Annotated in this window: 8 protein-coding genes and 1 pseudogene; 3 read left to right on the top strand and 6 right to left on the bottom strand. The window is 75.7% G+C overall.

Going from position 1 to position 18,943, the window contains the following annotated elements:
• Nucleotides 1–18: 18 nt before the first annotated feature.
• Together ACIBPB_RS05665 and ACIBPB_RS05670 are read left to right on the top strand one after the other, a co-directional pair.
• Nucleotides 19–11,604 (top strand): annotated as a pseudogene (locus tag ACIBPB_RS05665) (SDR family NAD(P)-dependent oxidoreductase); the annotation flags it as partial.
• A gap of 367 nt (nucleotides 11,605–11,971) precedes the next feature.
• The gene (locus tag ACIBPB_RS05670; RefSeq protein ID WP_396838382.1) at nucleotides 11,972–12,592 is read left to right on the top strand and encodes a TetR/AcrR family transcriptional regulator; all 621 of its coding nucleotides are present in this window, start codon (nucleotides 11,972–11,974) and stop codon (nucleotides 12,590–12,592) included.
• A gap of 213 nt (nucleotides 12,593–12,805) precedes the next feature.
• Here the strand turns inward: ACIBPB_RS05670 and ACIBPB_RS05675 are convergent, their stop codons facing one another.
• The 6 genes from ACIBPB_RS05675 to ACIBPB_RS05700 all read right to left on the bottom strand — a co-directional run bounded on the left by ACIBPB_RS05675 (nucleotide 12,806) and on the right by ACIBPB_RS05700 (nucleotide 17,080).
• A complete protein-coding gene (locus tag ACIBPB_RS05675; protein ID WP_396838383.1) occupies nucleotides 12,806–13,294 on the bottom strand; it encodes a hypothetical protein in 489 nt (162 codons plus the stop codon).
• Entirely contained in the window at nucleotides 13,294–13,593 is a 300-nt protein-coding gene (locus tag ACIBPB_RS05680) for a hypothetical protein (protein WP_396838384.1), read from the bottom strand. The genes ACIBPB_RS05675 and ACIBPB_RS05680 overlap by 1 nt, the downstream gene beginning before the upstream one ends.
• A 111-nt stretch (nucleotides 13,594–13,704) precedes the next feature.
• Nucleotides 13,705–14,424, bottom strand: a complete 720-nt coding sequence (locus ACIBPB_RS05685; protein ID WP_396838385.1) for a 4'-phosphopantetheinyl transferase — start codon at nucleotides 14,422–14,424, stop codon at nucleotides 13,705–13,707.
• A complete protein-coding gene (locus tag ACIBPB_RS05690) occupies nucleotides 14,421–15,272 on the bottom strand; it encodes a metallophosphoesterase family protein (protein WP_396838386.1) in 852 nt (283 codons plus the stop codon). The genes ACIBPB_RS05685 and ACIBPB_RS05690 overlap by 4 nt, the downstream gene beginning before the upstream one ends.
• Nucleotides 15,273–15,346: 74 nt before the next feature.
• Complete coding sequence (locus ACIBPB_RS05695) at nucleotides 15,347–16,738, bottom strand: AMP-binding protein (RefSeq protein ID WP_396838387.1); 1,392 nt, start codon at nucleotides 16,736–16,738, stop codon at nucleotides 15,347–15,349.
• A gap of 57 nt (nucleotides 16,739–16,795) precedes the next feature.
• Complete coding sequence (locus tag ACIBPB_RS05700; RefSeq protein ID WP_396838388.1) at nucleotides 16,796–17,080, bottom strand: DUF5988 family protein; 285 nt, start codon at nucleotides 17,078–17,080, stop codon at nucleotides 16,796–16,798.
• A gap of 392 nt (nucleotides 17,081–17,472) precedes the next feature.
• Between ACIBPB_RS05700 and ACIBPB_RS05705 the strand changes: the two genes are divergently transcribed.
• Nucleotides 17,473–18,897 carry an acyl-CoA carboxylase subunit beta gene (locus tag ACIBPB_RS05705; RefSeq protein ID WP_396838389.1) on the top strand — a complete coding sequence of 475 codons (1,425 nt, stop codon included), beginning with the start codon at nucleotides 17,473–17,475 and terminating at the stop codon, nucleotides 18,895–18,897.
• Nucleotides 18,898–18,943 lie beyond the last annotated feature (46 nt).

The raw sequence follows: 18,943 nt of genomic DNA on the forward strand, positions 1-18,943 counted from the left end.
CGCCGCGAGGGGCCCCACATGTCCAACGAGGAAAAGCTCCGCGACTACCTGAAGCGGGTGACCGCGGACCTGCACAGCACGCGGCAGCGGCTGCAGGCGATCGAGTCACGCCGGCAGGAGCCCATCGCCGTCGTCGGGATGGCCTGCCGCTACCCGGGTGGGGTGCGTACCCCGGACGACCTGTGGCGGCTGCTCGTCGCGGGCGGCGACGCGGTCGGTCCCTTCCCGACGGACCGGGGCTGGCACGTCGACGACTTCTACGACCCCGACCCGGACCAGGCCGGCCGGATCTACGTCCGGGAGTCGGCGTTCCTGTCCGACCCGGGCGGGTTCGACGCGGACTTCTTCGGGATCAACCCGCGCGAGGCGCTCACCATGGATCCGCAGCACCGGTTGCTGCTGGAGACGAGCTGGGAGGCGTTCGAGGCGGCCGGGCTCGACCCGACCCGGCTGGCCGGGACCACCGTCGGGGTCTTCACCGGCGTGATCGCGCAGGACTACGGCCCGCGCACCCACGAGCAGGCCCGATCGTACGAGGGCTACCTGCTGACCGGCACCACCACGAGCGTGGCGTCGGGCCGGATCGCGTACACCCTCGGGCTGGAGGGGCCGGCGGTCACGCTGGACACGGCCTGCTCGTCGTCGCTGGTGGCGACCCACCTGGCCTGCCACGCGCTGCGCCAGGGCGAGGTCAGCATGGCGCTGGCCGGCGGCGCGACCATCCTGCCGACGCCGCGCGCCTTCATCGAGTTCAGCCGGCAGCGCGGGCTCGCGCCGGACGGGCGGTGCAAGGCGTTCGCCGACGCGGCGGACGGGACGAACTTCGCCGAGGGTGTCGGTCTGATCCTGCTGGAGCGGCTCTCCGACGCCCAACGCAACGGCCACCCCGTCCTCGCCGTGATCCGCGGCTCCGCGGTCAACCAGGACGGCGCCAGCAACGGCCTCACCGCCCCCAACGGACCCTCCCAACAACGCGTCATCCGCCAAGCCCTCGCCAACGCCCGACTGAACCCCGCCGACGTCGACGCCGTCGAAGCCCACGGCACCGGCACCACCCTCGGCGACCCCATCGAAGCCCAGGCCCTCCTCGCCACCTACGGCCAGGACCGCTCACAGCCCCTCTGGCTCGGCTCAATCAAATCCAACATCGGCCACACCCAGGCCGCCGCCGGCATCGCCGGCATCATCAAAATGGTCCAAGCCATCCGCCACGGCACCCTGCCCAAAACCCTGCACGTCGACGCACCCTCCACCCACGTCGACTGGACCTCCGGCGCGGTCTCCCTACTGACCCACACCACCCCCTGGCCCGACCACGACCGACCCCGCCGCGCCGCCGTCTCCTCCTTCGGCATCAGCGGCACCAACGCCCACGTCATCATCGAACAAGCCCCCGATCCCGCCGGCCAGGACGCCGGCCCGCCGACGTCGACAGCCGCCACCGCCGCCGGCGCCCCAGCCGCCAGCACGCTCGCCGGCGCGGCTGGTGCGGCAGCCGCCGCAACGACGGCGGCCGGTGCGGCTGGTTCGGTGGCGGCCGGTGCTGCTGGTTCGGTGGCGGCCGGGTCGGGCACGGTCCGCGACGAGGGCGCGCCCGACGTCGCCGGCCCGGACGTCGCCCCGCCCTGGCTGCTGTCGGCGAAGACCCCGGCGGCGCTACGCGAGCAGGCGACCCGGCTCGCCGCCCACCTCGACGAGCACCCCGACCTCGACCCCGCCCGCGTCGCGCACGCGCTGGCCACCACCCGGACCACCTTCGACCACCGCGCGGCGATCATCCCGCCGCTGGACGACCCGGACGGTGAACCGCACACCACCGCGGACCTGATCGCCGCCCTGCACGCCCTCGCCTCCGGAGCCACCCACTCCGGCCTGATCCAAGGGGCGGTGCGGGACGGGAAACTCGCGTTCCTGTTCACCGGCCAGGGCGCCCAACACCCCGGCATGACCGCCGACCTCTACCACCACTTCCCCGTGTACGCGACCGCCCTCGACGAGATGTGCGCCGCCCTCGACCCCCACCTCGACCGGCCGCTACGCGAGGTCATGTCCGGGCCGCACACCGACCTACTCGGACAGACCCTCTACACCCAACCCGCCCTGTTCGCCGCCGAGGTCGCCATGGTGCGACTGCTCGACAGCTTCGGGATCCGACCCGACTACCTGATCGGGCACTCCATCGGGGAACTGAGCGCCGCGCACATCGCCGGGGTGCTGGACCTGCCCGACGCCGCCAAGCTGGTCACCACCCGGGCCCGGCTCATGAACACCATGCCCACCGGTGCCATGCTCGCCATCACCGCACCCCTCGACCGGGTGCAGCCGCTGCTGGACGCCCACCCTCAGGTGAGCCTGGCCGGGCACAACAGCCCCACCTCACTCGTCCTCGCCGGCGACACCGACACCATCGACGCGATCGCCGCCCGACTGGCCGACGAGGGCATCCGGGCCCGCAAGCTGCACGTCGCGCACGCCTTCCACTCCGCGCACACCGAGACGATCCTCGACGACTTCCGCGAGGCCGCCGCAAGCGTCACCTACCGGCCCGCCATCCTGCCGATCGTGTCCAACCTGACCGGACAAATCGCCACCGACGAGCAACTCGCCGACCCCGACTACTGGGCACGCCACATCCGCGACACCGTGGCCTACGCCGCCGGCACCGAAACGTTGCACACCCTCGGCGTCACCCACTACCTCGAAGTCGGACCCGACGCCACCCTGAGCACCCTCACCCGGGAAACCGTCACCGACGCCACCGCCATCCCCACCCAACAGCGCAGACAGGACGGCACCACCGCCCTGCTCACCGCCCTCGCCACCGCACACACCAGCGGCGTCGACATCGACTGGGCACCGCTGCTCGCCGGTGAGCAGGAAGCCACGATCGCGCTGCCCACCTACGCCTTCCAGCACGAGCGGTACTGGCTCAGCCCGCCGGCCACCCTCACCGACGCCAGCGACCTCGGACTCGGCAGCGCCGGTCACCCGCTGCTCGGCGCCACGCTCAGCCTCGCCGACGCCGACACCCACCTGTTCACCGGCCGGATCTCCACCACCACCCACCCCTGGCTGGCCGACCACGTCATCGCCGGCACCCCCCTGCTGCCCGGCACCGCCTTCGTCGACCTGGCCCTGCACGCCGGCCACCACACCGGACACCCGTACCTCGACGACCTCACGCTCGAAGCGCCGCTCGCCCTCGCCGGGCCCGGCGCCGTCGACCTCCAGATCGAGGTCGGGGCGCCCGACGGCGACCGCCGGCCGGTCAGCATCCACTCCCGGCCGGCGGCCGAGGAGCAGGACGGGGCCTGGACGCGGCACGCCACCGGCACGCTCAGCCGTACCGCGGTCGCGGCCGAGCCGCTGCCGGCGGCGTGGCCGCCCCCCGGGGCGGCGCCCGTCGAGGTGGACACCCTCTATGCCGAACTCGTCGACGCCGGGGTCGGCTACGGCCCGGCGTTCCAGGGGGTACGCGCCGCGTGGCGGGACGGCGACGTCGTCTACGCCGAGGTCGCGCTCGCCGAGGACACCGCCACCGACGGGTACGGCGTACACCCCGCCCTGCTCGACGCCGCCCTGCACCCGATCGCGCTGGCCGCGCTGCGGGACGCCCCGGCCGGCGCGCCGCCCGCGGTGCGGCTCCCGTTCGCCTGGTCCGGGGTGAACCTGGCCGCGACCGGCGCCCGGCAGGTGCGGGTCCGGGTCGCTCCCGCCGCCGCTGGGGCGGCCACCATCACCGTGGCCGACCCGGCCGGGCAGCCCGTGGTCACCGTCGAGGCGCTGGCCATGCGGGCCGCCCCCCGGCCGGGTGAGCGGCGCGGCAGTCCCCGCGACCTGCTCGCCGTGGGCTGGGCGCCGGTCGCGCCACCGGCCGACCCGGCGCCGACCCGGATCGCGCTGGTCGGCCCGGCGACGGTCCCCGACGGCGGCACCGACCTGCGCTACGACAGCCTGGCCGCGCTGGACGAGGCGCTCGCGGCCGGCACACCGCCGCCGGACGTGCTGGCGTTCGCCGCCCCGACCGCCACCGGGCCGGACGTCCCGGCGGGCGCGTACGAGTCGGTCCAGCAGGTCCTCGACCTGCTCCGGTCGGGGTTGGCCGACGAGCGGTACCCGGACGTCCGGCTGCTCGTGCTGACCCGCGGCGCGGTCGCGGCCGGGCCCGGGGAGACCGTCGACGACCTGGCCGGCGCCGCCGGCTGGGGGTTGGTCCGCACCGCCCAGTCGGAGTATCCCGGCCGGGTGCTGATCGCCGACCTGGACGGCCGGGCGTCGTCCTGGCGGGCGCTGCCGGCGGTACTGGCCACTGACGAACCGCAGCTCGCGCTCCGCGACGGCGAGGCGTACGCGCCGCGGCTCGGGCGGCTGCCCGACGGCGGCCGGCTCACCCCGCCGGCCGGGGCGACCGGCTGGCGGGTCGACGTGCCGGTGCCGGGCACCCTGGAGAGCCTGGCGCTGGTGCCCTGCGACGCCGACGAGCAGCCGCTCGCGCCGGGACAGGTCCGGCTGGCCGTCCGGGCCGCCGGCCTCAACTTCCGCGACGTGCTGCTGGCGCTCGACATGTACCCGGGCAGCGCGCTGATCGGCACCGAGGCGGCCGGCGTGGTCGTCGAGGTGGCCGGCGACGTCACCGGCCTGGCCCCCGGCGACCGGGTGATGGGCCTGGTCACCGGCGGGATGGGCCCGTACGCGGTGACCGACCGACGGCTGCTGACCCGGATGCCGGCGGGGTGGAGCTTCGCCGAGGCGGCCACCGTGCCGGTCACCTTCCTGACCGCGTACTACGGGCTGGTCGACCTGGCCGCGCTGCGCCCCGGCGAGACGCTGCTGGTGCACGCCGCCGCCGGTGGTGTCGGGATGGCGGCGGTGCAGCTGGCCCGGCACTGGGGTGTCGAGGTGTACGCGACGGCCAGCCCCGGCAAGTGGCCGGCGGTGCGGGCGCTCGGCGTCGCCGAGGACCACCTCGCCTCCTCCCGTACCCTCGACTTCGAGCCGGCGTTCCTGGCCGCCACCGGCGGGCGCGGCGTGGACGTGGTGCTGGACGCGCTGGCCCGCGAGTTCGTCGACGCGTCGCTGCGGCTGCTGCCGCGCGGCGGCCGGTTCATCGAGATGGGCAAGACCGACATCCGGCAGCCGGACGAGGTCGCCGCCGCGCATCCAGGGGTGGCGTACCGGGCGTTCGACATGATGGAGGCCGGCCCGGACCGGATCCAGGAGATGCTGGCCGAGCTGGCGGACCTCTTCGAGCGAGGCGCGCTGCGCCCGCTGCCGTTCGCCGCCTGGGAGGTGCCGGAGGCGCCGGCCGCGTTCCGCCACCTGGCGCAGGCGCGCAACGTCGGCAAGGTGGTGGTCACCCTGCCGGCGCCGCCCGACCCGAACGGCACCACGCTGGTCACCGGCGGCACGGGTACGCTCGGCCGGCTGCTCGCCGCTCACCTGGTGCGTACCGGTCGGGCCCGGCGCCTGCTGCTGGCCAGCCGGCGCGGCGCCACGGCGGTCGGGGCGGCGGAGCTGGTCGCCGAGCTGGAAGCACTCGGCGCGACGGTCACCGTGGCGGCCTGCGACACCGCCGACCCGGCGGCGGTCGCCGCGCTGCTCGCCGGGGTGCCCGCCGAGCACCCGCTCACCGCCGTCTACCACACCGCCGGCGTGACCGACGACGCCGCGCTGCACACCCTGCGTCCCGAGCAGCTGCGGGCGGTGTTCCGGCCCAAGGTGGACGCCGCCTGGCACCTGCACCGGGCCACCCGGCACCTGGATCTGGCCGCGTTCGTGCTCTACTCGTCCATCGCCGGCACCCTGGGCGGGCCGGGCCAGGGCAACTACGCGGCGGCCAACGCGTTCCTCGACGCGCTGGCCCAGCGCCGGCGGGCCGCCGGCCTGCCGGGCACCGCGCTGGCCTGGGGGCTGTGGGCCGACACCAGCGGCATCACCGGCCAGCTCGACGCCGCCGACCAGGCCCGGATCGCCCGGAGCGGGCTGCGCCCGCTCTCCGCGCCGGCCGCGTTCGACCTGCTCGACGCGGCGGTGGCCGGCGGCCGGCCGGCGCTGGTGCCGGCCGCGCTGGACCTCGCCGCGCTGCGCGCCCGGGCCGCCGCCGGCCCGCTCCCGGCGATGCTGCGGGACCTGGTCCGGGCCACGGCCCGGCGGGCCGCCGCCGGCACCGGCGGGTCCGACGGGCTGGCCGGGCGGCTGGCCCGTCTCGCCGCCGACGAGCGCCGCCCGTACCTGCTCGGGGTGGTCCGCACCGAGATCGCCGCGGTGCTGGGGCACCCGGACCCGGGTGCGGTCGACCCGCGGCGGCCGTTCAAGGACCTCGGGCTGGACTCGCTGACCGCGGTGGAGCTGCGCAACCGGCTCAACGCCGCCACCGGGCTGCGGCTGCCGGCCACGCTGGTCTTCGACCACCCGACCGCCGAGGCGCTCGCCGGGCACCTGCACGAGCTGATCGACCCGGGCACCGGGTCGGCCGCCGCGGCGGCGGCCCCGGTGACCGCCGCGACCGACGAGCCGATCGCCGTGGTCGGGATGGCCTGCCGGTTCCCCGGCGGGGCCGACTCGGCCGACGCGCTGTGGCGGCTGGTCGCCGACGGGGTGGACGCCATGTCCACCTTCCCCACCAACCGCGGCTGGCCGGTCGACGGGCTGTACAGCCCGGACCGGGACCGGATCGGCACCACGTACACCCGGCACGGCGGTTTCGTGCACGACGCCGACCTGTTCGACGCGGACTTCTTCGGGATCAACCCGCGGGAGGCGGCGGCGATGGACCCGCAGCAGCGGCTGCTGCTGGAGACGGCCTGGGAGACGCTGGAGCACGCGGGCATCGACCCGGCGGCCCTGCGGGCCACCCCGACCGGCGTGTTCACCGGCGTCGTGGCCCAGCACTACGCGCCCACCACCCAGCACGGCACCTCGGAGGTGGCCGGCTACCTGATGACCGGCAACACCACCAGCGTCGCCTCCGGCCGGGTGGCGTACGCGCTGGGACTGGAGGGACCGGCGGTCACCGTGGACACCGCCTGCTCGTCGTCCCTGGTCGCCACCCACCTGGCGGTGCAGGCCCTGCGCAGCGGCGAGTGCACCCTGGCGCTGGCCGGCGGGGCGACCATCATGGCCACCCCGGAGATCTTCCTCGAGTTCAGCCGGCAGCGGGGCCTGTCACCGGACGGGCGGTGCAAGTCCTTCGCCGACGCGGCGGACGGCACCGGCTGGGGCGAGGGCGCCGGGCTGATCCTGCTGGAGCGGCTGAGCGACGCCCGGCGCAACGGCCGGCGGATCCTCGCGGTGATCCGCGGGTCGGCGGTCAACCAGGACGGGGCGAGCAACGGGCTGACCGCGCCGAACGGCCCCTCCCAGCAGCGGGTGATCCGCCAGGCGCTCACCGCCGCCGGCCTCGCTCCGGCCGACGTGGACGCCGTGGAGGCGCACGGCACCGGCACCACCCTGGGCGACCCGATCGAGGCGCAGGCCCTGCTGGCCACGTACGGGCAGCAGCGCGCCGGGGACGAACCGCTCTGGCTCGGCTCGATCAAGTCGAACATCGGCCACACCCAGGCCGCCGCCGGCGTGGCCGGCATCATCAAGCTGGTCCAGGCGCTGCGCCACGCGGTGCTGCCCCGCACCCTGCACGTCGACCGGCCGAGCGGTCACGTCGACTGGGACGCCGGCGCGGTGGCCCTGCTCACCGAGACCCGGCCGTGGCCGGCGCAGGGCCGCCCGCGCCGCGCGGCGGTCTCCTCGTTCGGGATCAGCGGCACGAACGCGCACATCATCCTGGAGCAGGCCCCCGAACCGGAGGCGGCGCCGGCAGCGGCGGCGTCCGTGCCGCTGCCGTGGTTGCTCTCCGCGAAGACCCCCGCCGGGCTGCGGGACCAGGCCGCGCGGCTGCTCGGGTACGTCGCACAGCGGCCCGAGGTGGACCGGGCGACGGTCGGCGCCGCGCTGGCCGGTGGCCGGGCGGTGTTCGCGCAGCGGGCCGCCGTGCTGCCCGGCCCGGACCCGGTCGAGGCGCTGCGCGCCCTGGCCGAGGACCGGCCGCATCCCGCGCTGCTCCAGCACACCGCGTCGCACGGCGGCCGGGTGGCGTTCGTGTTCCCCGGCCAGGGCGGGCAGTGGCTCGGCATGGGCCGCGAACTCGCCCAACACAGTCCCGTCTTCGCCGCCCACCTCGACGCCTGCGCGACCGCGCTACAGCCCTACGTGGACTGGGACCTGCACACCGTCCTGCACGACGACAACCCCGACTGGCTCACCCGAGTGGACGTCGTCCAGCCGGTGTTGTTCGCGGTGATGACCGGGCTGGCCGCCGTGTGGCGGCACCACGGCATCACCCCCGACGCCGTCATCGGCCACTCCCAGGGCGAGATCGCCGCCGCCTACGCCGCCGGCGCGCTGTCATTGGACGACGCCGCGAAGATCGTGGCGCTGCGCGCTCAGGCCCTGCGCGGGCTGATCGGGCACGGCGACATGGCCTCCCTCGCCCTACCCGCCGACCATGTCACCGAACTCCTACGCGGCTCGAACAACCGAGCACACATCGCCACCGTCAACGGGCCGAACGCCACCGTCATCGCCGGCGACCCCGACGCCGTCGCCGCCGTCGTGGCCCACTGCAAAGACCGCGACATCCCGGCCCGCGTCCTGCCGGTCGGCTACGCCTCCCACACCCCCCACGTCGAAGCGTTGCGCGACGAGATCCACCGCGCTCTCGACGGCGTTCAACCCACCGCCACCGAGGTGGCGTTCTACTCGACCTACACCGGCGACCGCACCGACACCGACACGCTCACCGCCGACTACTGGTACGACAACCTCCGCCACCCCGTCCAGTTCCAGACCGCCACCGAAGCACTCCTGCGCGACGGCTACACCACCTTCGTCGAGGTCAGCCCGCATCCGGTGCTCATCCAACCGATCGAGGAGACCGCCGACCAGCACGAGATCGTCGCGCTGGCCAGCATGCGCCGGGACAGCACCGATCAACTCGTCACCGCTCTGGCCACCGCGCACACGCACGGCCTGCCGGTGAACTGGCGACCGCTGCTGCCCGCGGTGACCGCGCCGGTCGATCTGCCGCCGTACCCGTTCCAGCGCCAGCGCTACTGGCTCACCAGCCGACCCACGGCCGGTGAACCGGCCGACCTGGGCCAGGGCGCGGCCGACCATCCGCTCCTCGCCGCCGCCATCGAGCTGCCCGACCAGGAGGGCATGCTCTTCACCGGACGGCTCACCCTCGACCGGCAACCCTGGCTCGCCGACCACGCCGTCACCGGCACCGTGCTCCTGCCCGGCACCGCCTACGTCGACCTCGCCCTGCACGCCGGCCACCACACCGCACACCCCCACCTCGACGACCTCACCATCGAGACCCCGCTGATCCTCGACCCGGACAGCGACGTGCAGCTCCAGGTCGAGGTGGGCGCGCCGGACGACACCGGGCGGCGGGCCCTCACCATCCGCTCCCGTGGCGACGGCCAGGAGTGGACCCGGCATGCCGCCGGCACCCTCGCCGCCACCCCCACCGCGGCCGGGCCGGACCCCGAACCGGCCGGCTGGCCGCCCGCCACGGCCACCCCCGCCGACGTGACGACCGCCTATCCCGACCTGGCCACGGCCGGTCTCGGGTACGGGCCGGCGTTCCAGGGCGTCCGGGCGGTCTGGCGGGACGGCGACGACGTGCACGCCGAGATCCGCCTCCCCGACGAGGTGGACGTCGACGGGTACGCCATCCACCCGGCGCTGCTCGACGCCGCCCTGCACCCGCTGGCCCTGGCCGGGGACGCCGACGGCGTCCGGCTGCCGTTCGCGTGGACCGGCGTCACGCTGCACGCCACCCGATCCCGGGAGCTGCGGGTGCGGCTCGCCGCGACCGGCCCGGACACCGTCCGGCTGACCGCCACCGATCCCGCCGGCGCGCCGGTGGTGACGGCGGCCGGGCTGACCGTCCGCCCGCTGCCGGCCGAGCAGTTGCGCCAGGCCGGCGGCCGGAACGTGCTGCACCGGGTGGCCTGGTCGCCGGCGGTCACCACCGGCGCGCTGCCGTCGGCCGTACCGCCGGCGGTCGGGCTGGACGACCTGGTGGCGGTGCTGGCCGCCGCCGAGCCCGTGGCGGAGACCGTCCTGGTCCGGGCCACCGGGCCGGACGCCACCGGTGATCCGCTGGCGGTGCACGAGGCGGTCGAGCGGACCGTGGCCGCGTTCCAGGCGTGGCTGGCCGACGAGCGCACCGTGGAGAGCCAACTGGTCGTGCTGACCCGGCACGCCGTGGCCGCGCGTCCCGGCGACCCGGTGGCGGATCTGGCCGGGGCGGCGCTCTGGGGGCTGGTCCGCGGCGCCCAGGTCGAACACCCGGACCGGTTCGTCCTGGTCGACACCGACGACCACCCGGGCAGCGTGGCGGCGCTGCGGGCCGCGGTGGCGACCGGCGAGCCGCAACTGGCGGTACGCGAGGGCGCCCTGCTGGCCCCCCGGCTGGCCCGGTACCGGGCTGTCGAGGCCGCGCGGGATGCGGGCCAGGGTGGCGTCGCCGGGGACCGCGTCCCGGCGCCCGCCGCCCTGGATCCGGAGGGGACGGTGCTGATCACCGGCGGCACCGGCACCCTCGGCGCGCTGCTCGCCGAACACCTCACCACCACCGGCCAGGCCCGACACCTGCTACTCGCCAGCCGCCGCGGCCCCGACGCCCCCGACGCCCCCGACCTGACCACCCGACTCCAGGACCTCGGCGCCACCGTCACCATCGTCGCCTGCGACACCGCCGACCCCGACGCCGTCACCGCCCTCATCGGCGGTGTGCCGGACGCACACCCCCTCACCGCCGTCTTCCACACCGCCGGCACCCTCGACGACGCCACCCTGCACACCCTCACCCCCCACCAGATCCACACCGTGCTGCGGCCCAAGGTCGACGCCGCCTGGCACCTGCACCACGCCACCCACCACCTCCCCCTCACCGCATTCGTCCTCTACTCCTCCGCCGCCGGCACCCTCGGCAGCCCCGGACAAGCCCACTACGCCGCCGCCAACACCTACCTCGACGCCCTCGCCCACCACCGCCACACACTCGGCCTCCCCGCCACCGCCCTCGCCTGGGGCTACTGGGCCCAAACCACCGGCATGACCGGCCACCTCAACACCACCGACCAGGCCCGCATCACCCGCACCGGCCTGCTACCCATGCCCACCGACCACGCCCACACCCTGCTCGACACCGCGCTGGCCACCGGCGAACCGGCGCTGGTGCCGGTGACGCTCGACCTGGCCGCGTTGCGCGCCGGGCCGGTGCCGGCGATCCTGCGGGGCCTGCTGCCCGAGTCCCGCCGGCCGGCGGCCGGAGCCGCGCCGCAGGTGGCGCTGGCCGAGCGGCTCGGCGCCCTCGACGAGGCCGAACGCCTGCCCTATCTGCTCGGGCTGGTGCGCGAGCAGATCGCGACCGTGCTGGGGCACGCCGATCCGCAGGCGGTCGAACCGCAGCGCACGTTCAAGGACCTCGGGTTCGACTCGCTCACCGCCGTGGAGCTGCGCAACCGGCTCAACGCCGCCACCGGGCTGCGGCTGCCGGCCACCCTGGTCTTCGACCATCCCACCGCGGACGCCCTGGCCGGCTACCTGCTGACCCGGATCCCGGTGAGCGGGGCGGGCCGCACCGGGGACGTGCTCGACGAGCTTTCCCGGCTGGACCGGGTGCTGGCCGAGGCCACCCTCGACGAGGACACCTTCCAGGAGGTGAGGAACCGCCTCCAGCGCCGGCTGGCCCTGCTGGGCAAGCGCTGGGAGCCCGCCGAGGGCGGCGACCTGGACGACCGGATCCACACCGCGTCGACGACCGAGATCTTCGACTTCATCGACCAGGAACTGGGCCGGAAGGTGGGCTGAGCAGCGGCAGTCCGGCGCGGCGGCGGTACCGGCCGTCGTGCCGGCCGGATATCCATTGACGGAGTGAGTACTCACTCCGTAGCCTGGTCGCATGACGGAGACAACGAGCCGGCGCCGGGCGCCGGGGATGAGTCCGGAAGACCGGCGCGAGATGATCGTGGCCGCCGCCCTGCCGCTCCTGGTCGAGCACGGTGCCGCCGTGAGCACCCTGCAGATCGCCAAGGCGGCCGGGATCGGCGAGGCGACGATCTTTCGCGCCTTCGCCGACAAGGACGAGCTGTTGGACGCCTGCCTGGCGGCGGCCCTGCGCAACGATCACGTGCTGGCCGAGCTCGACTGCGTACCGCTGGATCAGCCGTTGGCCGCCCGGCTGACCGAGGCCGCCGCGACCCTGCACGCCTATCTGGAGCGGATGGGCGCGGTGACCGCCGCGCTGCACGCCGCCGGCCGCCGGCGCGAGCGCGCCAGGCCGGGTGACGGCGGGGCGACCGACAGCCGGGCGAACGCGGTGGAACGCACCCAGCAAGCGGTGGTCCGGCTCCTGGAACCCGATCGGGACACGCTGCGGCTGCCCGTCGAGCACCTGGCCGTCATCTTCCTCGGCCTGCTGTTCGGCCGGCGGGGAACACCCGGCGGCGCGGAGACGCCGATCGAGACGTTGGTCGACGTGTTCCTGCACGGCGTGGTCGGCAAGCCGGCCGATCCCTCCTGAGCCACCGCGCCCCGCAGCGTCCGGGCGGCCGGGGGTGCCGCCGACCGCGCCCCCCCGCGTCGGGCCACGCCCGGCTGTGCCGCCGACCGCGCACCGCAGCGTCGGGCCGCGGCTGGGAGTGCCGCCGACCGCGCACCGCCCCGGGCGGGCAGCACCGCGGGCCCCGGGATGTCACCACCCCGGGGCCCGCGGTCATCGTGCCGAGTCGGCGGCTCAGTGCCGCACGGGCGGGTCCGCGCGGCCGTTGTCCTCGTCGGAGGTGAGCCGCAGCGAGCCGGTCAGGGCCGCCCAGGCGCGCCGTTCCCGCCGGCTCAGCGGGGGCGCCGGCCGGACGTCGGGATGAGCGGCGGACCCGCCCCCGCCGGGGTGTCGGTGCGGTGCCGGAACGGCCGGGGACGCGTGCCGACCGGCCTGATCATGCGCCGCCGAACCCTGGCCGGTCAGGTCCCGACCGACCGGATCCGGCCCGACCGGGTCCCACCCGGCCCGGTCCGGGGCGGCCGGATCCGGGGCGGCCGGGGTCCAGCCGGGCGGGGGGCCGCCGGCCGGGGCGGCCCAGCCGCCGGGCCCGCCTGCCACCGGGCCGCCGGGTGGTGTGGGCGGCACCCAGCCGCTCATCGTCACGGCGAAGTGCGGCAGGATCGCCCAGCACTCGCGCCACCAGGCGCGCAGCGCCGACCGGACCCGGCTCCGGCCGTTCACTAGGCGCGCTCGCCGGACACCTTGAAGCCGCCGAACTTGCCCGCCTTGACCTTGCCCGACAGTCCGGTGCCGTGCACGGTCAGGTCGAAGGTGACCGTCATCTTCAGGTGCGGCAGCTTGGCCTTGAACTGCAGCGCGTCGCCGTCGACCGTGCCGTCGAAGATCTCGGTCGACAGGTTCTGGCCGGTGTTGACCATCGTGCCGGTCACCGTGCCGGCGTTCTCCACGAGATCGACGGACACCTGCTGGCGACCCATCGGCGACTCGATCACCAGGTTCCACTTACCGTCCACGCTCATCGTGGGGCCTCCAATCCGTGCCGGGCGACGGGTTCGACCGGGCGGCGTAGGGGGTCATCGTCCGGTACCGGACCAAAGGCAGCTTGAAGCGCGCGTTGTGGTCGTACCCGATCAACCGGACGCCGGGCGGGCGCCCGCCGGGTCGGCCGGCCGGCGCGCGGCGGGCGGCCCGGCGACCGGGACCGCGATGGCGGCGAGCACGAGGCCGCGCCGGGCCAGCCACCGGCCGGTGAAGCCGCCGAGCGGGCGGCCGTCGGGCAGCGCCGGCGGCGGCACCAGCAGCCGGGCCCGGAACGTACCGGCCGCCGGGTCGACCGTCACGTCGGCCTCCTCGAAGTCCAGCCAGCGCCCGGTGAGCGGGTACCAGGCCTTGTAGACCGACTCCTTGATGCTGAAGAGCAGCCGGTCCCAGCGCACCGCGGGATCGTGCCGCAACAGCTCGGCGACGCGCGAGCGCTCCGCCGGCAGGGCGATCGAGTCGAGGACGCCGGCGGGGAGCGGTTCGTTCGGCTCCGCGTCGATCCCGGTGCTGAGCAGGGTGCCGGCCCGGGCGGCGACGGCCGCCCGGTAGCCGGCGCAGTGGGTGATGCTGCCGACCGTGCCGTCCGGCCAGCGCGGCTCGCGGCGCGGCCCGGCCAGCAGCGCGACGGGCGGCACGCCCAGCTCGGCGAGGGCCCGGCGGGCCAGGTGCCGGCCGGTGGTGAACTCCCGGCGCCGCTTCTCCACCGCGCCGCCCACCAGCGCCTCCTCGGCCGGCAGGAGCCGGGCCTCCGGCGGGTCGTCGTACGCCTCGGCCGCGGCCACCCCGGCGGGCAGCAGCTCCTCGATCACCGCACCGGCTCCGGAAGGAGCACCCGGCGCACCGGACGGGGTGGGGTGGCGCGCCGCCGCCACTCCCGCGGGTAGCCCAGCGAGACCTCCTCGAAGCGCACCCCGTCGTGCACGGTGGTGCGCGGGATGTGCAGGTGGCCGTAGACCACGGCGGCGGCACGGTGACGCAGGTGCCAGTCGGCGGTCAGCTCGGTGCCGCACCACTGCGCGAACTCGGGATAGCGCAGGATCCGGGTCGGCTCCCGGACCAGCGGGTAGTGGTTGATCAGCACGGTCGGTACGGCGGGGTCGAGCGCCGCCAGCCGGCGCCCGGTCTCGGCCACCCGGGCCCAGCACCAGGCCTCCCGGCTCGGGTACGGGTCGGGGTGCAGCAGCATCTCGTCGGTGCAGACCACCCCGGCGGCGTACGCCCGCTCCAGCGACTCGGCCTTGGTGGTGGTGCCGGGGGCGCGGAACGAGTAGTCGTAGAGCAGGAAGAGCGGCACCAGGGCCACCGGGCCGCCCGCGCCGGTCCAGACCAGGTAGTCGTCCTCCGGGGTGCGGATGCCCAGCTCGCGGCAGAGCCGCACCAGCTCCCGGTAGCGCGCCTCGCCGCGCAGCTGCACCGGATCCTCCCGGGGCGTCCACAGCTCGTGGTTGCCGGGCGCCCAGACCACCGTGGCGAACCGGCTGCTGAGCAGGGTGAGCGCCCACTCGATGTCGGCGAAGAGCTCGCCGACGTCGCCGGCGACGATCAGGCAGTCGTCGTCCGTCTCCGGGCGCAGGCCGGCCACCACGTCCCGGTTCTCCTGGTACGCCACGTGCAGGTCGCTGACCGCGAGCAGGTTGCCGGTGCGGGTCTGCCCCACCTCGTTCACCTCCGCTGCTGTCGTGGGTCCCGACGCTAACCACGGCGGTCCGGCCCGCCAACCCCTAGCCGCCCCTAACCGGTGGGGTCGCGCAGCAGCGTCTTCTGCACCTTGCCGAGCGCGTTGCGCGGCAGGCGGTCGACCAGGTGCACCCGGCGGGGTCGCTTGTGCACGGACAGGTGTCCGGCGACGAAGTCGATGAGCTGCTGCGGCTCGGCCCCGTCGGCCACCACGTACGCGGTGATCTCCTCGCCCAGGTCGGGGTGCGGGGCGCCGACCACGGCGGCCTCGGTGACCGCCGGGTGGGCCAGCAGCGCGTCCTCGACCTCCCCGGCACCGACCCGGTAGCCGCCGGTCTTGATCAGGTCGATCGAGGCGCGCCCGACGATCCGGTGCCAGCCGTCCGGCCCGATCACCGCGATGTCGCCGGTGTCGAACCACCCGTCCGGCATCGGCACCGGCTCCCGGTGCAGGTACCCGCTGAACAGGGTCGGCCCGCGGACCTGGAGCCGGCCGATGCTGCTGCCGTCGGCCGGCACCGCCGCGCCCGCGTCGTCGACCAGGCGGGTCCGCACGCCGGCCAGCGGCAGCCCGACGTGGCCGGCGCGGCGGTCACCGTCGGCGCGTCCGCTGACGGTGATCAGCGTCTCGGTCATCCCGTACCGCTCCAGCGGCGGCTGGCCGCACCAGGCGGCGAGGCGGTGGAAGACCGGCACCGGCAGGGCCGCGCTGCCGGAGACCAGCAGCCGGGCCGGGCGCAGCGCCCGGGCGGCGGCGGGGTCGGCGGCGATCCGGGACCAGACCGTCGGTACGCCGAAGTAGAGCGAGCCGCCGGCGGCCGCGTACGCCTGCGGGGTGGGCCGGCCGGTGTGCACCAGCCGGCAGCCGATCCGTAGCGGGCCGAGCAGGCCCAGCACCAGGCCGTGCACGTGGAACAGGGGCAGCCCGTGGACCAGCACGTCGTCGGGGGTCCACCGCCAGGCCTCGGCGAGGGCGTCGAGGCCGGCCGCGACGGCCGCGTGCGGGATGACCGCGCCCTTGGGCGCGCCGGTGGTGCCGCTGGTGTAGAGGATCAGGGCGGGCTGCTCCGGTGCGGGCGGCGCCCAGTCGACGTCGGCGCGCCCGGTCCGCTCCACGGGCAGCCCGGGCGGTTCCCCGTCGGCGGCCGGTTCCCGGGTCGCGGTGAGCAGCAGCGCGGCGCCCGAGTCGCGCAGGATGTGTCCCCGCTCGGCCGGGCCCGCGTCGGGCGGCACCGGGACGACCGGTACGCCGGCCAGCAGCCCGGCGACGACCGCGACGGCGGTGGTCACGGTCGGCTCCGCCCGGACCGCGACGGCGGGCGCGCCGCGGATGTCCCGGGCCACCGACCCGGCCCAGCCGAGCAGCTCCTGCCGGGACAGGTCCCGGCCGCGCAGGCGCAGCGCGGCCGGGTGGTCGGCGCCGGCGTGCAGGGCGGCGAGCAGCATGCGGATCAGGCTTTCTGGACGGCGGGCGTGGCGGGTCGGTGCGGCACGCCGGACACGCTACTCGGCGACCCGGGTGCGGCGGGTCCAGCGGAACACCACCGGCTCGCCGTCGGCCGGGGCGGCCGGGTCGCGCTCGAAGTGCTCGTAGCCGCCGTTGTGCGGGAGCTTGACCTTCTGGTCGCCGGCGGCGAGCCGTTGCAGCCGCCACTCGGCGGGCAGGTGCCGTGGCCCGCCCTCCAGGACGACGTCGATGAGCCGCGCCGCCTCCGCCGCCAGGCCGAGCGGGTCGCGGTCGTCGTACGGGGCGGGACAGGTGCTGGTCGGCTGCGACAGTTCAGTCATCACGAGAACCTTTCACCTCGATTTCGCCGCACCGCTTCCGTGGGCGTACGGCGCAATTCGCCGAATCGGTGGGCCGGCGACGTGAACGTGTTTCCCCCGAATGGGGACGAACCTCGAACGACGGTGGTCGAGCCGCGGATAACGCGTGGTCAGCGGGGTGTCCTGAGTGGGCGGAAGCGCGGCGACGCCGGCCCCGACCAGGGCCAAGTTATCCACATCACACCGGCCCGCCAACCCTTATCCGGACCCCTACCGAAAATGCTGGTCGGTCGATGGCCGCGCATTGCTCCGGCTTTAGTTCGCGGTCCCATGCTGGCGCGGGCGCAGCGTCTGTTCGACGACGGTTCCGGCGCCGGCCGCCGCGCCCGCCGCGCTGGAGCTGAGGAGAGAGCATGACCGTCACCGTCGTGTCCCCCGCCGTCGAGGTCGAGGCGCCCACCGATCCACGGCACCCGCTGGTCCGCCTCGGCCACCTGTTCGACCCGGACACCATGGCGGTGTTCCGGCCGGCCGACGACGCGGGGGTGGCGGTGGCGACCGGCCGGATCGCGGGCGCGCACGCGGTGGCGTACTGCACGGACGCCACCCGGATGGGCGGCGCGCTCGGGGCGCGCGGGGCCCGCAACATCATCGAGGCCATCGACCTGGCCCTGCACCGGCGCTGCCCGGTCGTCGGGTTGTGGCACTCCGGCGGCGCGAAGCTCGCCGACGGCATCGAGTCCATGGACGGTGTCGGGCAGATGTTCGCCGCGATGATCCGCGCCTCCGGCCGGGTGCCGCAGCTCTCCGTCGTCCTCGGCCCGGCCGCCGGCGCGGCGGCGTACGGGCCGGCGCTGACCGACCTGATCATCCTCTCCGCGGCCCACGGCCGGCTCTTCGTGACCGGGCCGGACGTGGTCCGCCGGGTCACCGGCGAGCAGGTGGACATGGAGACCCTCGGCGGGGCGGGCACGCACAGCCGCTCCTCCGGGGTGGTCCATGTGGTCGCCGACTCCGAGGCCGACGCCTACCAGCGGGCCCGCCGGTTCACCGCGCTGTTCGCCCGTCCCGGCGTCTTCGACCGGGGTGCCATCGCCGAGCCGCGCGACCTGCGGGCGCTGCTGCCGGAGACCTCCCGGCGGGCGTACGACGTGCGTCCGCTGGTCCGCGTCATCGTGGACCGGGACTTCGAGGAGTTGCAGCCCCGCTGGGCGCGCAACATCGTGACCGGGCTGGGCCGGCTGGGCGGGCGCACCATCGGCGTCATCGCCAACAACCCGCTCTACAAGGGTGGCTGCCTGGACTCGCTGTCGGCGGAGAAGGCGTCCCGGTTCGTGCGGATGTGCGACTCGTTCGGGGTGCCGCTGCTGGTGCTCGTCGACGTGCCCGGCTACCTGCCCGGAGTCGGCCAGGAGAGCGGCGGGGTGGTCCGGCGTGGGGCGAAGCTGCTGCACGCCTTCGGCGAGTCCGTGGTGCCCCGGGTCACGCTGATCACCCGCAAGTCGTACGGCGGGGCGTACATCGCGATGAACTCCCGCTCGCTGGGTGCCAGCGCGGTGCTGGCCTGGCCCGACGCGGAGGTCGCGGTGATGGGCGCGCAGGCGGCGGTGGAGGTCCTGCACCGCAAGGCGCTCGCCGCGGCCTCCGACGAGGAGCGGCCGGCCCTGCTGACCCAGCTGATCGCCGCGCACGAGGTGGCGGCGGGCGGGCTGGACCGAGGGCTGTCGCTCGGCGTGGTCGACGAGATCATCGACCCGGCGGACACCCGGCGCCGGGTGGCGGAGGCGATCGCCGCCGCGCCCGCCGGTCGCGGCCACCACGGCAACATCCCGCTCTGAGCCGGCACGCCGCGCCTCCCCGGCGGGACCGGGCCGGCGCCGGCGT

It is taken from the genome of Micromonospora sp. NPDC049836 (assembly GCF_044465125.1).
GTDB lineage: Bacteria > Actinomycetota > Actinomycetes > Mycobacteriales > Micromonosporaceae > Micromonospora.

Bases quoted from the DNA above. Each gene is read 5' to 3' on its own strand.
- ACIBPB_RS05670 (WP_396838382.1), top strand. From the start codon at position 11,972: ATGACGGAGACAACGAGCCGGCGCCGGGCGCCGGGGATGAGTCCGGAA.
- ACIBPB_RS05680 (WP_396838384.1), bottom strand. From the start codon at position 13,593: ATGAGCGTGGACGGTAAGTGGAACCTGGTGATCGAGTCGCCGATGGGT.
- ACIBPB_RS05695 (WP_396838387.1), bottom strand. From the start codon at position 16,738: ATGCTGCTCGCCGCCCTGCACGCCGGCGCCGACCACCCGGCCGCGCTG.
- ACIBPB_RS05700 (WP_396838388.1), bottom strand. From the start codon at position 17,080: ATGACTGAACTGTCGCAGCCGACCAGCACCTGTCCCGCCCCGTACGAC.
- ACIBPB_RS05705 (WP_396838389.1), top strand. From the start codon at position 17,473: ATGACCGTCACCGTCGTGTCCCCCGCCGTCGAGGTCGAGGCGCCCACC.